We start from the raw sequence: 14,533 nt of genomic DNA, 5'->3' as shown, positions 1-14,533 counted from the left end.
ATCGCCCATACACAACCGAAACCCACCGTGAGCAAACCATCACGTTGAGGAGCGGCGGCAGCAGCACCCATGGCAAAGCCCGTACAGTTCGCGGCCCCGAGGTCCTGACCCTGCGCAATGTCGAAGTGGGCGCTCCCGGCGCCGGTGAGCTTCGCATTCGCGTGGACGCGATCGGCCTCAACCGGGCCGAGGTCATGTTCCGCGAGGGCGGCTACTTCTACGAGCCGACCTTCCCCTCCTCGCTCGGCTACGAGGCCGCCGGCGTCGTCTGTCCGCGTACGCAGGAACAAGGCGGCGGGGAGCGGCGTCGACCGCATCGTCAGCACCCTCCGGGCGGCTCCGCTGCCCGGGGCCACCGGCCCGACCGGGCTGCCGACCGCCACCGAGCTCGCCGCAGCGCGGGCCGGGGAGGTGGCGGCGCTGACCGCGGCGGCCCGCCGCTATGACAGCCCCTCGTTCGTCCGCCGCGTCGCCCATCTGACCGGCCACTTCGTGGCGGCCGCGGTCGCCGAGCTGAAGGCGAGCGGCGCACGGCCGGGCAACCGGCGGCTGTACGAGAAGCTGCGGGCGCTCGCCGAGCGGGAAGGTGTGCCGGGCCGGACACCGGAACCGGGCCGACTGCTCGCCGAGTTGCTGCGGGATTTCCCCGCCATGGCGCCGGAGCTGCTGCTGTACGCCCGGTGCGGTCCGCAACTGGCCGGGGTGCTCACCGGGGACGTGGATCCGATGCAGTTGCTGTTCTCGGACACCGAGCGGCTGGCCGAGCTGCACTACACGACCTCCGTGGCACACCAGTATCTGAACCGGATGGCCAGGGAACTGCTCACCGGGCTGGTCGATGCCTGGCCCGCGGACCGGCCACTGCGGATTCTGGAGGTCGGCGCGGGTACCGGGTCCACCACCGCCTGGCTGCTGCCCCGGTTGCCCGCCGATCGCACCACCTACGCCTACACGGACGTCTCCAGCGCGTTCTTCCCCCGAGCCCGCCACCGGTTCGCCGCATACCGGTACCTCGACTACCGGACGCTGGATCTGGACCGCGACCCCGCCGAACAGGGCTTCGCCGCCGCTTCCTTCGATCTGGTGATCGCCGCCAACGTCCTGCACGCCACCACCGATGTGCGCCGCGCCGTCGGCCACGTCGCCGAACTCCTGGACAGCGGTGGCCGGCTGCTCGCCGTGGAGTTCCACGACAACGACCTCTTCGCCCCCTGCTACGGGCTGCTCGGGTCGGCCTCCGGCTTCACCGACACGGAGCTGCGCGAGGACACCCTGCTCGCCCGTGAGCAGTGGCCCGAGGTGCTGCGCTCCGGTGGGTTCACCAGCGTGGTCCAGCTCGGCGAGGAGCCGGCCTGTTCGGTGCTGTTCGCCGACCGGGGCGAGCGAGAACAACACCCACCGACACCCTCGGACGCGGCTCCCGGTCACTTCCTCGTCGCCGCGGATGGCGTCGAGGGCCTGCCCGACGCCGTGGTGGCGCGGCTGCGCACACTGGGCCGCTCGGTGAGCCGCGTCGACGCCGCCACCGACTCCGCGCGCTGGGGCGCCGCGCTCAGCGGCACCGAGGAGAGCGTGGGGATCGTGGTCATGCTGGGCGAGCAGGCCAATGGGGACGCGGCCCGCGCCGTCGATCCGGTGGTCCGGCAGGCGGCGGTCCTCAGGGCGATGGTCACCGCCTGCCAGGCGTTGCCGGAGAGCCGTGAGGTGCGGGCGCCTGGGTGCTGACCGGCGGCGAGCGCACCGCGGTCCCCGAACACCCCGTACCGGCCGCCGCCTGGGCCCAGGCGCGCACCCTGACCAGCGAGAACCCTCTGCTGAGGGTCCGCAGGGTCGCGGTGGCCCGCGGGGCGACCGAAGCGGACGTGTGCGCGGAGCTGCTCGCCGAGACCGACGAGGACGAGGTGGTGCTCACCGCGGGCGGACGCTTCGTACCGCGGATGACCGAGCGCCGCCCCGCCACCCGCCACGGCCACCCCTTCGCGCTGGCCGTGGCGGACGACGGACCGGCCTGGACGGCGGTGACCGTGCCCGCACCGGAACCGGGAGAGGTGGTCGTCGAGGTACGGGCGGCGGCGCTCAACTACGCCGATGTGATGGTCTCCCGGGGGCTGGTGCCGCCCATGGCCGAGGCTCCGGACACGGGAATTCCCCTGTTGGGCCTCGAATGCGCCGGAGTGGTGAGCCGCGTCGGCGCCGGTGTGACCGACCGGGCCGTCGGCGACCGGGTGATGGTCGCGCACTCCGGGAGCCTCACCTCACATCTGCGCTGCCCGGCCCGGCTCACCATCCCGATCCCCGAGGGCATGCCGTTCACCGAGGCGGCCACCATCCCGACGGTGTTCGCCACCGTGCACTACGGCCTCGACTATCTGGCCCGGCTCCGCGCGGGCGAGACGGTCCTCGTACACGGGGCCGCCGGCGGGGTGGGGCTGGCCGCGCTGCGGTACGCCGAACACGTCGGGGCCACCGTCGTCGCCACCGCGGGCAGCCCCGCCAAGCGCCAGCTGCTGCGCCTGCTCGGCTACCGGTATGTGCTGGACTCGCGCAGCCTCGGCTTCGCCGACGAGGTCCGCGAGATCACCGCGGGGCGCGGGGTGGACGTGGTGCTCAACTCGGTGGCGGGAGAAGCGCTGGGCCGCGGAATGGAGTTGCTGCGCCCGCACGGGAGGTTCGTGGAGCTCGGAAAGCGCGACATTCTCGCCGACAACGCGCTCGCCCTGCGTCCGTTCTCCCGTGACCTCTCCTTCTTCGGTGTCGACCTCACCAGTCTGCTCCAGGGCGACAGCCCGGTGGCCGAGCAGATGGTCGCCGAACTGACCGAGCGCGTCGGGTCCGGGGTCTACCGGCCGCTGCCGCATGTCACCTACCCGGCGCAGCAGATCGCCGAGGCGATGGCACTGCTGCGGGACTTCCGGCACATCGGCAAGATCGTCATCACCTTCGACCCCACGGAACCGGTTCCGGTCCGCGGTCCGCGGCCACCGGTCGCCCTGGACCCCGAGGCGACGTACCTCGTCACCGGCGGGCTGGGCGGTTTCGGCGCGGCCACCGCCCGCTGGCTGGCCCGGTGCGGGGCCCGGCACCTGGCGCTGGCCTCCCGCAGCGGCGCCGCCCACCCGGAGGCCCGTACCGTGCTCGACCGCGTCGCCGAGGAGGGGGCGACGGCGACCGCCTACGCCACCGATATCACCGACCCCGCGGCCACCCGCGATCTGCTGGACGCGATCGAGGCCACCGGCCATCCGCTGCGGGGTGTCGTCAACGCCGCCATGGTGCTCGACGACGTCCTCGACGACGCCACCGCGGTGGAGCTCGACGATGAGCGGACCCGCGCGGTGGTGAGCCCCAAACTCGCCGGGACGGCACACCTGGACCGGCTCACCCGCGAACTGCCCCTGGACTTCTTCGTGTTCTACAGTTCGATCTCGGCGCTCGCCGGCAATCTCCGGCAGAGCACCTACGCCGCCGGCAATCTGGCGGGCGAGGCGGTCGTCCGACAGCGCCGGGCCGCGGGGCTGCCAGGACTCGCCGTGCAGTGGTGCGCCATTTCCGACACCGGCTACGCGGACCGCGCCGGGATGGTCGGGACCATGCGACAAGCCGGTTTCGGGGAGCTCGACTCCGTCACCGCCACCCGGGTGCTCGGCGAGCTGATCACCGATCCCGATGTGGACGTCATCATGGTGGGCAACACGGACTGGGCGCAGACCGCGAAACTCCTGCCCACCGTCGCCGCGCCGCGCTTCGCCGAGGTGCTGCCCGCGCACGACGACAACTCCCATGATGCCGACGGGAACATACCGGAGCTGGTGCGTTCGCTGGCCGAGCCGGAGGCGCTGGGCCTCGTCACCGATGTGCTGGTCTCGGCACTGGCCACGGTGCTGCAAACCACATCGGAGCGGATCGATCCGGACACCCGGCTCGACCAGCTCGGCCTGGAGTCGCTGATGGCGGCCGAGCTGAGTTCCGTACTGCAGCGCAGGCTGGGCTGCGTCGTCCCGGCGATGGAGCTGGCCACCGCGGCCGGCGTACGGCAGCTCGCCCCGCGCATTCTCGGACGTATCAGGCGGGGCGCGTGACCATGCCCCCGCCTTTCCCACCGTCGACCTCAACCGCCTCACCGACCGGCAGACAGCTCGGATCCGGCTGTACTGCGTTCCGCCGTCCGGTGCGGGCTCGGAGTTCTTCCTGCCCTGGGTCGCCGAATTCTCCCAGCTGATCGACCTGGTCGCCGTCCAACTGCCCGGCCGCGGCAACCGCGTCGGGGAACCGTCGATCACCGATATCAACTGGGCCACCGCAGGCATCGCGGAAGCGATGGCCGCGGACCTGAGCCATCGGCCACCCGCCGACGGTTTCTACGCGGTCTTCGGCCACAGCTTCGGCGCGCTGCTCGCCTTCGAGGCCACCCACCGGCTCAGGGCGGACCTGCGCACCGAACCGGATCTGCTCGCGCTGTCCGCCGTTCCACCGCCGAACCACGACGGTCTCGACGACCACATCGCGCGCAACCTCGGCTCCGGAATCGCCGCCATCACCGAGATCATGGGCTGGGAGGAGCCGACCGACGACGCGCTCACCCGGACCGTCTACACCCCCTTCCTGGCGGATGCGGTCGCCCTGCTGCAACACACACGGCAGATCTGGCCGACGCTGCGCGCGCGGCTGAGCGTCTTCGGCGGAAATGACGACCCGATGGTCGACCCCGAGTCGCTGTACGAATGGAGCGCGTGTACGACGGCCGGCACCCGGGTCCACCGTTATCCCGGAGGCCACCACTACCTGCGCACCCAAATCCCCGAGGTGGTCGCTCAGCTCACGCAGGACCTGCTCGCCGCGTACCGGAATCCGGCTCAGCGTCCGGGGTCCGTGTGATTCATGCGCGGATCGTGCCCAGCCAGCCGATTGTGCCTCTACGCTAAACGCTCGTGACGATGGGTATGCCGAACAAGCGCGATGCACGAACGCGTTTGTCGGGTGCGAGGGGGGACGCACGTGTCGGAGCGGTTCGCGGAAAACCGTGCGCGGCGCCGGGTACTGGGGGAGATGGTGAATGTCTTAGGAGACTCGGCGGCACTGGCCGACGCCCGGGGGCGGCATCAGTGGCGGCGTGAGCTGTCCGAGGCGTTCGGCGGGCTGGAACTGGAGCCCTATCCGACCGCTCATCAGGAGTTCTTCGAGGCGGTGCGCGCCTGCGGCGAGCGCCCCGGGGGCCTTGAGACGCTGGTGGAGATCACCGGCTTCGTGGCCCCGGCACTCCCCCATCGGCTGCTGCCCCTGGTCGACGAGTGGGACGCGGCCGATCTGTACCGGGGGCGCGACTGGTCGGCGCTGCGGCAGGCGCTCGACATCGGCATACCGGAGTTGAACGCGATCGTCGCCGAGGTCTGCGGGGACCGGTTCCGCCTCCCTCCCCACTGCACCACCGCCTGGCATGCCTTTCTCCATCTGGCCTGCCGCAACACCCCGCCCGGGGGTCTGCCGCCCAGCATGGTGCTGCTGGAGCACCTTGCCCTGCACGCCGATCTGGCGGCCTCGGTCGGCGAGCTATACGCCTGGAATGAGCACTTCGCCCATGAGTGGGATCTCGCCGACGGCGAGGAAGGGCTGATCGCGATGCGCGCGGGCCTGGCCGGTGGCCGTACGGCTGATGTTCTGCCCTGCGGCGGCCCTGGTGTCCGAGGCGTGGACGGGCTGGATGCCGAACCGGAGCGCCCGGTGATCAGGCTGTACGTCAAGGTGGCGCCCGATCTGACCCCGGTGGACGCCAAGGGGAGAAAGCAGGGCCGCCGAGAGGCGCGTTACACGCTCGCCGCCCGGGTGCGCTACGCGGAGTCCTCCGGGCTGCACCGGGAGCCGCAGGGCGAGCCGGGCGAACTGGTGACACGGAGCAGGATCCCCGTCGCGGTCGCGGAGCTGCTGACGCGGATGGCGGAGCTGTGGCAGTCGCGTGCCGAAGACGTGGTGTTGGAGTTCTTTTTGCCCACGGAACTGCTGAACGAACCCGTCGAGTGGTGGAATCGGAACCCCCAACTAGGCTATGCCAACCCCCTCTTGAGCAAGTACCACGAGATATTCATCCACAGCCTCGAGCGAGTGCAGCGGCGCGAGCTCCATCACGCCTGGCGTATGCGCTGGGCCCGGTGGCGGAGTCGGCCCGAGCAGGCGGACGTCCACTGGTGCGACGCCGAGGGGCGCTCGACCGATGAACACCTCGCCTTGCTGGACGCGCGGATCGGGCGGCGGGACGAGGTGGTGGCGATGGTGCTCAGCGAGCCCCCGAGGCCGAGAAGCGGGCTGGGGCTGCGCGAGCTGCGGCTCGGGCTCGATCTCGGGGTCCCCGTGCTGATCCACCATCGTGCGGACAGCTTGTCGGAGGCCTTCCGCAGCGTGGTCCGCGAAGGACTGGCCGAGGACGGTCTGTCGAAGCTTCCCGAGCGTGCGAGACAGTGGAAGAGCGACTGCGCCGCAGGTGGCATCGGTTCGCAGGATGACCCGGTCAGGGATCTCAGCGTGATCTGGGACAACCCCGAACTGCTCCTGGACGGTGGGCCGTGTGCTCCCGCCACCTTCGTAGGGGGGATCGATTGAACACGTCCGAGAGAACCGGAGGGGCGGACGGGCCGGCCGCCACCGCCGCAGTCCGGTACCAGGGGACGGGAGCGGTGCTGCCCGACGTCCCGTACGAGGAGCGCCAGTGGCCGGACGGGCCGCGCTGGCGGACCTTCCAGGGCGGACCCTGTCTGCCTCAGCCGCCCGACGACGACGAGGCCGACCGGCGGCTCGGCCCCATCGGCGCGGTGCGCAGGCCCTCGGCGGAGGAGGTCCGCCTGGTCAACGCGGCGATTCTGCTGCGGCGTCCACTGCTGGTCACCGGCCGCCCCGGCGTGGGCAAGTCCACCCTCGCCTATCGCATCGCCCGTGAGCTGCGGCTGGGCAGGGTGCTTCAGTGGCCGATCACCTCCCGGACGACCCTCGCCTCGGGTCTGTTCGAATACGATGTGATCGGCCGCGCCCAGGCGGGCCAGGCCTGGTACGCGGCGCGGCAGCACAGCGGCCCGGCGGACGGCCCGGACGGGGGCGGCGACCCGGCTTCCGGTGACGAAGCCCGCGTGGACATCGGCGAGTTCATCCAGCTCGGCCCGCTGGGCACCGCGCTGCTCCCCCACCGCTTACCGAGGGTCCTGCTCATCGACGAGCTCGACAAGGGCGACGCCGACCTGCCGAACGATCTGCTCACGCTCTTCGAGGACGGCTGGTACGCCGTGCCCCCACTCGTCCGGGTGAAGCGCCGGTCCCCCGAAGTGATCGTCCACACCGCGGATCCGGGCGGAACCGCCCCCATTGTGGACGGCCTTGTCACCACTCGATCATTCCCTCTGATCATCATGACCTCGAACGGGGAGCGTGAGTTCCCGGAGGCGTTTATGCGTCGCAGCCTCCGATTCGATATACCGGACCCGGGCCCGGAGGCACTGGGCGAGCTGGTCGCCGCTCACTTCGCCGACCAGTTGGGCGATATGCACGACAGGCTGGTCCGGGACTTCATGACACGCAGCGAGCAGGTGCACGGCCTGGCCGCCGATCAACTGCTCAACGCCGCCCATCTGGCGACCTCCGGCGCGTATACGCCTGCCGAGGGCGACGATGCCGAGTGGCAGGCCCTGCTCAGCGCCATCTGGCACCCGCTGAGTACCGACGTACGCGCCGACGGGGCGGAACCGCGTGCCTGAACGTCCGCCGGTTCCCGAGCGGCCCGGGGCGGACGGTGCGGCTGACGGCCCTGCCACCTCCCCGGGCCACGGACGTCTGCCGGTCGGCGGGCTGCGGTGGTGGGAGGTCGCGGACGCGCTGTGGCTGGCCCGCCACCACCCGGAGCTGGCCGGGCCGTCGCACTCCGACGCTCAGCCGCCGGCCGACGAGCCACCGGCGCCCGGGGAGCCGCGGCCCGCCATGCCGACGCCGCCCGCCATGCCGACACCGGAGCCCGAGATCCCGCCTCCGGCCGCTGGGCGCTCCACGCCGCCCACGGGCGGCGGCAGCGAACCACAAGGGCGGTTACCGGAGGGCCTTCCACAGCCCGAGCCGCCGCCATCCCCCGTGGTCCTTCCCGCCGATGACCCTGCCCCCGCGCGATCGGCCCGCTTATCCGACGCCCATGCCGTCCGGCGGTGGCCTTCACCGCGCCCCGGCGCCGCCGACGGCCTCCCCACGGCCGAGGTGGCGTCCGCGTTACGCCCCCTGCGCCAGTGGACGCGTTCGACGCACCACCAGGAGCTGGACGAGGAGGCGACCGCCGAGCGGCTGGCCGAGGCCCCCGGGCTGCCCCCGGCGATGGGCCCGGGAAACGAACGCCACTGGGACGCGGTGCTGGTGGTGGACGCGGGCCCGCAGATGACGCTCTGGGCCGCCCTCGCCCGGCGCCTCATGGCGGCGCTGCGCCACCACGGCGGCTTCCGCGATCTGCGGCTGCGCTTCATGGACACCCACTCCGACCGCCCGGGCGAGGTCGTGCTGCGGGGCCCGAACCGCCGGTCGAGGCCCCAGCCACCGAGGAGCCTGGCCGATCCCTCCGGGCGCCGGATCGTGCTCGTCCTCACCGACGGCCTCGCCCCCGCCTGGCGCGCGGGCGCCGTCCAGGAGGCGCTGGCCATCTGGGGCCGGCATCAGCCCGTGGCGGTACTCGCGACGCTCCCGCAGCGGCTGTGGCACCGCACCGCCCTCGACCCACGGCGGGTCCGGCTGCGCGCCTCCGGCCCCTGGGCCGGGAGCGCGCGAATGGACTGGGAGTTCACCGAGGCCCCTCTCGCGGAGTCGGCCGCGGAAGCGCCTCGCGGTCGGCGCCCGGTCCCGGTGCCCGTCCTGGAGGTCGCCGACGAGTGGATCGCCCCCTGGGCCCGGTTCATCGGCGGCGAGGGGCCGCGCTGGACCGAGGTGGCCGCGCTTCTCGTGTCCCAGGGCCGATCCGAGGCCCCCGCGCCGCGGCCGGAGCGCACCAGGTCCCCCGCCGGCGCCGCGGAGCGCGTCGCCCGCTTCCGGGTGTGGGCCTCACCGGAGGCCTTCTCGCTCGCCACCCGGCTGGCCGCTGTCCCGCTCGACCTTCCCGTCATGTACGCCGTTCAGCGCCGCACCCCACCTCGAACGGGCCCGGCCCATCTGGCTGAATTCTTTATGAGCGGTCTTGTCGAACCCGTGCCCGAGAGCGGCGGAAATTCTTTTCTCTTCGGCCAGGGAGTACGTGAGGAGCTGCTTGCCTCGAGCACCCGGCAGGCGACGGAAATGGCGTCAAGGATCGCCGCGGAGTTCCTGGCACCACACAGCGGTGCGGCCCGTGAGCTGCTGATCCACCTCAGCGGTGGGGACGTTCCACCGGATCCCGAGGTCACCGGGGACAACCTCCGTTTCCGAGAAATAGAACATGTCGTACTGGAGGCGCTGTCCGGGGCCCATTTGCGTCGGGCTCGCCGAATCCAGCACGTCATCCGCACCACCCGCGCTTCATCGGATCAAAGGATTGCCCCAACGGCGCGCGGAGAGAGCAACCCTGCCGAACACAACGAAGGCCCTGTCACAGTGAATATTCCAGGAACGCCCGAGACGCCTGTCCCCTCACAGCAGGGAGGTGTAGGCGGCGACGGCGCACTTCGAGGAGGTACGAATTTGACCGCGGTTTCCCGGGGCGCGACGACGCCGGATTCGGGCGCGTCGCTCGAGCGAGGCTCCTCCGGACCCTCGACACGCCCCGCCGTCTGGGGGAACATGCCGCCGCGGAACCTCGTTTTCACCGGGCGCGAGGCACTGCTCGAGCGTTTGGAACGTGATCTCCGTGACGGCCCGACCGCGGTGCTTCCGCATGCGCTGCACGGCATGGGCGGTGTCGGAAAGTCCCAACTGGCCCTGGAATACGTTTATCGACATGCCGCCCGATACGACGTCGTCTGGTGGATTCCGGCCGAGCGACCCACCCAGATCGCCCAGGCGCTGGTGGAACTCGCCCAGCGGCTGCACCTGCCGGTGACCGCTGAGGCCATCACCGCGGTGCCTGCCGTCCTGGAGGCGCTGCGGACCGGGAACCCTTACGGAAATTGGCTGCTGGTGTTCGACAACGCGGAAAGTCCGGAATCGGTGCAGGAGTTCTTCCCGAGCAGCCCGGCAGGCGGCCCCTCCGGATCCATTCTGGTCACCTCCCGCAACCCCCAGTGGAACACCTTGGCCCATCCGCTGGAGGTGGATGTGTTCAAACGCTCCGAGAGCATTCAGCTCCTGCAGCGTCGCAACCCCGACCTCCCCGACGTCGAGGCGGACCAGCTCGCGGAGGTCCTTGGCGATCTGCCGCTGGCGGTCGAGCAGGCATCGGCCTGGCGGGCGGAGACCGGAATGCCGGCGGCGGAATATCTGCGGCTCTTCGAGGAGAAGCGGGCCGAACTGATGTCGGTGTCCCCGCCGACCCACTACGAGCAGACGGTGGCCACCGCGTGGAACGTCTCGCTGGACCACCTGGCGAGCAAGAACCCGGCGGCGCTGCAACTGCTGCAGATCTGTGCCTACTTCGCCTCCGAGCCGGTGGCCCGGTCGCTGTTCTCCGGCGCCGCCGTCGAGCCCATCGCCCCGGACCTGGACCGGGCGCTGACCGACCCGCTGCGGCTGGGCCGCGCCATCCGGGAGATCAACCGCTACTCCCTGGCCAAGATCGACCACCGCAACAACTCCATCCAGATGCACCGACTGGTGCAGTCCGTGCTGATCGCCCGGATGACCGAGGAACAGCGTGAACGGATGCGGCGCGGCGCACATATGCTGCTCGCCGCCAACGCTCCGCGCGACCCACGGGACCCCGAGCACTGGGCGCGGTTCGCCGATCTGTATCCGCATGTGGTGGTCTCCAGGGCCGTGGAGTCCGACTCCCGGAACGTGCGGCAGATGGTCATCAACCTCGCGCAGTACCTCTACTTCTGGGGCGACCACGAGGCCGCACGCGACTTCGGCCAGCATGCGTACGACATCTGGCGGGAGAAGTACGGGGAGGGCGATCAGCACACCCTGCTGCTCTGCCGCGATCTGTGGTATGTGCTGTGGCGGATGGGCCGCTACCAGGAGGCCGCGGACCTGAGCGAGCGCATGCTGGCACAGGTGCGGGAGCTCGGCACCGACGCGGAGGAGGAACTGCTCTCCACCCTCGGCCAAGTGGCCGCCGACCGCCGTGCCCAGGGTGACTTCCGGGGGTCGCTGGAGATCTCCGAGGAGGTGTACGGGCGAGCCGTGCGGGCGTACGGCGACGAGGACCCGCTGACGCTGATCCACACCCACAACATGGCCGTGGCGCGGCGGACTTTCGGCCAGTACCAACGCGCCCTGGAGCTTGACCAGGAGACCTATCGGCGCAATGTGCTGCTCTACGGCGAGGAGAGCTACGACAGCCTGCTCTCGGAAACGGGCCTGGCGCTCGACCGGAGGGAGGCCGGCGAATACGCCATGGCGGCCCGGATGTTCGAGGAACTGGTCGACAAGTTTCGCAGACTCTTCGGCGAGATGAACCCGAACACACTGCGCACCGTAGGACGGCTGGCGGTCTCCCGGCGCAAGGCAGGGGATCACCCCGGAGCGCTGGAGCTCAGCAGGCCGGTGCGCAAGGCCCTCACCGAGCGCTACGGCAGGCGGAGCCCGGACTCCTTGATCTCCTCTCTCAATCTCTCCGTGGATCTACGGCAGACGGGAACCCTCGACGAGGCCATGCGGCTGGGGCAGTCGACCGGGGAGCTTTACGCGGAGGTCTTCGGCGAGGACCACCCGGATACCGCCGCGGCCGATGTGGACCTGGCCATCACCCTGCGGTTGCTCAACGAGGTGGACACCGCGCGTGCCATCAACGAGTCGGCGCTCCGGCGGGCCCGCGAGGCCCTTGGCGACACCCACCCCTATGTGCTGATCGCCTCCGCCAATCTGGCCAGTGACATGTTTGCGCAAGGTGATGCCGCCGCGGCCGCCGAACTCGACCGGGAAAACCTTGAGGTGATCAATGCCACCCTGGGTGAGACACATCCGACGGCACTGGTTGTGATGGGCAACCTGGCCTGTGATCTCAGGGCGCTGCGCCGGAACGACAAAGCCGAGACCCTGCATGCCACGGCGGTCAAGGAGCTCCAGGCCAAACTCGGCGAGAACCACCCCGCCTGTGCCGACACGGCGGCCTGGCGGCGCGGCAACTGCGATGCCGACCCCATGCCGCTCTGAGGTCACCGGCCGCGAGCCGGGCGTCGGCCTCAGGCCGGCGACTCGGACGCACGGCCGATCCATGCGGCGACCGCGACGGGGTCCGCGGGCTCTCCCGTCGTGTCCCCGATCGCCCGGTGCACCGCACGGACCAGTTCCGGGCACCGAAGCAGCGCCAGGCCGGCCGCCCCGTGCCCGCCGGAAGAGTCCAGTGCGACCCGCAGCCCCGCCCAGGCGCCGGCGGTGGAGTGGAAGACCGCCCCGCCGCCGGGCGCCGGGCCCGGCCCGGCGCTGATCTCCCGCGCGTACAGCTCCCTCGCGGCGGTGGCGTCCCCGGTGACCAGGAGGAGATCGGCGGGCCTGGCTCCCTCGACGGTCGCGGCAAGGCGCTCGGGATCTGCTCGGAGCTTCGCGAGTGCGGGTTCCATGAGCCGCATCCGGGTGAGGACGGCCCGGGCGTCCAGGTTCCTGGCGGTGAGGTCCGGCACCAGGCGCGGCGCCGGGCAGCCTTGCCAGGGGATGACCCGCGGAAACGGGCGGCCGGTGTGGCCGCCCGTGGTCCAGTGCTCGACCAGCTCTGCCACCAGCGAGGGATCCGGTGCGAGATGGTGCAGCCGCCAGCTCACGGCGTGGTCCTCGGCCACCCGCTCGGCCTCGCCCACAAGCGCCTTGGGGACGGGGGCGTCCGCCCAGTCCGACACGGTCTCGGCCAGCTGCCCCAGGAATCGGCGGCCGAGCCGGGTCAGCTCCCGATCCTTGCCCAACGGAGGCAGCACCCGCAGCAACTGCTCCCTGCGCAGGGCGAACTCGAATTGGGCCAGCGCCGCCTCGTCCGGCGGCGCACCACCGCCGAGCACATACCCGCGCCAGAACCGGGCCACGGCGGAGAAGGCGTAGACCCCGTGCAACATCCCGTTGAGTGGCCGCGGGTCGTCCCGCCACGGCGCGTACAGCCGCGGCCGGTTCTCCTGTGTGTGCAGGGAGTACATATGCAACAAGGCGCTGAGTTTGCTGTGCTGGGTCTCATGCGTGAGGATCGCCGCGAACTGAGCCGCGGCAGCGGGCTCCACCGCCGTCGGTTCCGAGGCGGCGAGGCCACCCATGCCGCCGCCCATGGTGGCGCTGTGCCAGCGGAAGGGCGTCGACGCGGGCAGCGGCTCGATGGAGCGGAGGCAGGCGGCGACGTCCTCGGCCGCCTGCGGATCCGCACGCCCCAGCAACCGCCAGGCACGATGCAGCAGTTCACCCCACCGGTCGGCCTTCTCGCCCGGAGACGGCGAATGCTCCGCGGCGGGGTCCGCGGGGAAGATGCGAAACGGGCCGAAGTCGCTGAGGTGAACCTCTTTCGGCCCTTCGGGGAGTTCGAGTACGAACGTGGTCGGCGGCTGCCATCCGGGGGCGGCCTGTCGGCAGGGAAAGGCCACGTGGAGCGTTTCGCCGCCGTGGCGGAGCGTCAGCGCAGTGCCGTCGAAGTCCGCCTGTACGGCCCCCGGACCCGCTGAGCCGGGGAGGGTGGCGCGGCCCAGCGAGGGCAGCCAGACCGTCCCTGAACGCGAGGGGAGGTGGAGGGAGAAGGACAGGCCGGTCCGTATCGCGGAAGCCGCGGCGATGAGATGCAGTTGCCCGGTGTCCACCCACAGGGGCGGATCCTCGTCCGGCGGAACCCCATCCTCACGTAATCGGCGCAGCGTGTGCTGGAGCCAGACGCCGGTCTCCGGCAGCAGCAGGAGGTCGTCGGTCACCGCGCGGCTCAGCCGCTCGGTCCGGCTGAGCAGTTCCCATGCGTGGTCGAGGTGTTCCAGGGCGCCGATGGCATCCGGGCGGTCGGCCGCCATGGTCATGAGCAGTCCCAGCAGAAGCAGCCGATGGCTGCGCTCCGCGTCCCAGAGGTGGGCGATGACCGCAGCCCCACCGCCACCGGCGGCCAGGGCGTCGAAGTGGCGCGGGGGAAGCCCATGCCGCGGAGCGCGCGCCGAAGTCGGAGGACGGTGCCGCCGGAAAGGATCTTCGCCGCCGCTGCCGACTGGCGTCACATGGTCCAATTGGGGGTCTTGGTGTCAGCGGCAACGAAAGCGCCCGAACCGCACAGCTTCCGCAGCAGTTGCGCTTCGATCTGATCCCACTCCAGACCACGATGTGCGCGTAGGTTCTCAAAACTGACACCCGTCAGATCGAGCAGTTCCGACTCGATCACGGTCCCAGGCCGATCCATCCCGTGCTGACCTCCCCGATTCCGGGCCTGACCTCTCCCGTCCGCCCATCATGTCCCAGCGCGGGAGCGACGGGTAGCCGCGTCTCGGACACCTTTTCACCAGGGCCACAT

At 71.1% G+C, this 14,533-nt stretch carries 9 protein-coding genes; 7 read left to right on the top strand and 2 right to left on the bottom strand.

The features are described 5' to 3' along the window. The first annotated feature begins 125 nt into the window (after positions 1-125). The 7 genes from ACH4U7_RS01945 to fxsT all read left to right on the top strand — a co-directional run bounded on the left by ACH4U7_RS01945 (position 126) and on the right by fxsT (position 12,231). The gene (locus ACH4U7_RS01945) at positions 126-446 is read left to right on the top strand and encodes an alcohol dehydrogenase catalytic domain-containing protein (protein ID WP_398526072.1); all 321 of its coding nucleotides are present in this window, start codon (positions 126-128) and stop codon (positions 444-446) included. Next, positions 412-1,725 carry a class I SAM-dependent methyltransferase gene (locus ACH4U7_RS01940; RefSeq protein WP_398526071.1) on the top strand — a complete coding sequence of 438 codons (1,314 nt, stop codon included), beginning with the start codon at positions 412-414 and terminating at the stop codon, positions 1,723-1,725. The genes ACH4U7_RS01945 and ACH4U7_RS01940 overlap by 35 nt, the downstream gene beginning before the upstream one ends. Continuing rightward, on the top strand, positions 1,719-4,079 hold the full coding sequence (locus ACH4U7_RS01935) for an SDR family NAD(P)-dependent oxidoreductase (protein ID WP_398526070.1): 2,361 nt from the start codon (positions 1,719-1,721) through the stop codon (positions 4,077-4,079). Before ACH4U7_RS01940 ends, ACH4U7_RS01935 begins: the two co-directional genes overlap by 7 nt. A 61-nt stretch (positions 4,080-4,140) precedes the next feature. After that, entirely contained in the window at positions 4,141-4,875 is a 735-nt protein-coding gene (locus ACH4U7_RS01930) for a thioesterase II family protein (RefSeq protein WP_398526441.1), read from the top strand. A 171-nt stretch (positions 4,876-5,046) separates the two neighbouring features. Beyond that, positions 5,047-6,591, top strand: coding sequence for a hypothetical protein (locus ACH4U7_RS01925; protein WP_398526069.1), 1,545 nt, complete (start codon positions 5,047-5,049; stop codon positions 6,589-6,591). After that, positions 6,588-7,733, top strand: a complete 1,146-nt coding sequence (locus ACH4U7_RS01920) for an AAA family ATPase (RefSeq protein WP_398526068.1) — start codon at positions 6,588-6,590, stop codon at positions 7,731-7,733. Before ACH4U7_RS01925 ends, ACH4U7_RS01920 begins: the two co-directional genes overlap by 4 nt. Then, the gene (gene fxsT, locus ACH4U7_RS01915) at positions 7,726-12,231 is read left to right on the top strand and encodes an FxSxx-COOH system tetratricopeptide repeat protein (protein ID WP_398526067.1); all 4,506 of its coding nucleotides are present in this window, start codon (positions 7,726-7,728) and stop codon (positions 12,229-12,231) included. The genes ACH4U7_RS01920 and fxsT overlap by 8 nt, the downstream gene beginning before the upstream one ends. A 29-nt stretch (positions 12,232-12,260) precedes the next feature. On the opposite strand, the gene ACH4U7_RS01910 is transcribed toward fxsT, so the two are convergent. Continuing rightward, positions 12,261-14,243 (bottom strand): HEXXH motif domain-containing protein, encoded by a 1,983-nt coding sequence (locus ACH4U7_RS01910; protein ID WP_398526066.1) that lies wholly within the window; start codon positions 14,241-14,243, stop codon positions 12,261-12,263. Further along, on the bottom strand, positions 14,240-14,404 hold the full coding sequence (locus tag ACH4U7_RS01905; RefSeq protein ID WP_398526065.1) for a hypothetical protein: 165 nt from the start codon (positions 14,402-14,404) through the stop codon (positions 14,240-14,242). The genes ACH4U7_RS01910 and ACH4U7_RS01905 overlap by 4 nt, the downstream gene beginning before the upstream one ends. Positions 14,405-14,533 lie beyond the last annotated feature (129 nt).

Source organism: Streptomyces sp. NPDC020845 (genome assembly GCF_044334165.1).
Classification (GTDB): Bacteria; Actinomycetota; Actinomycetes; order Streptomycetales; family Streptomycetaceae; genus Streptomyces.
Note: the sequence above shows the minus strand (reverse complement) of the source record. Positions and strands in the feature narration are given on the sequence as shown.

Bases quoted from the DNA above. Each gene is read 5' to 3' on its own strand.
- ACH4U7_RS01925 (WP_398526069.1), top strand. From the start codon at position 5,047: ATGGTGAATGTCTTAGGAGACTCGGCGGCACTGGCCGACGCCCGGGGG.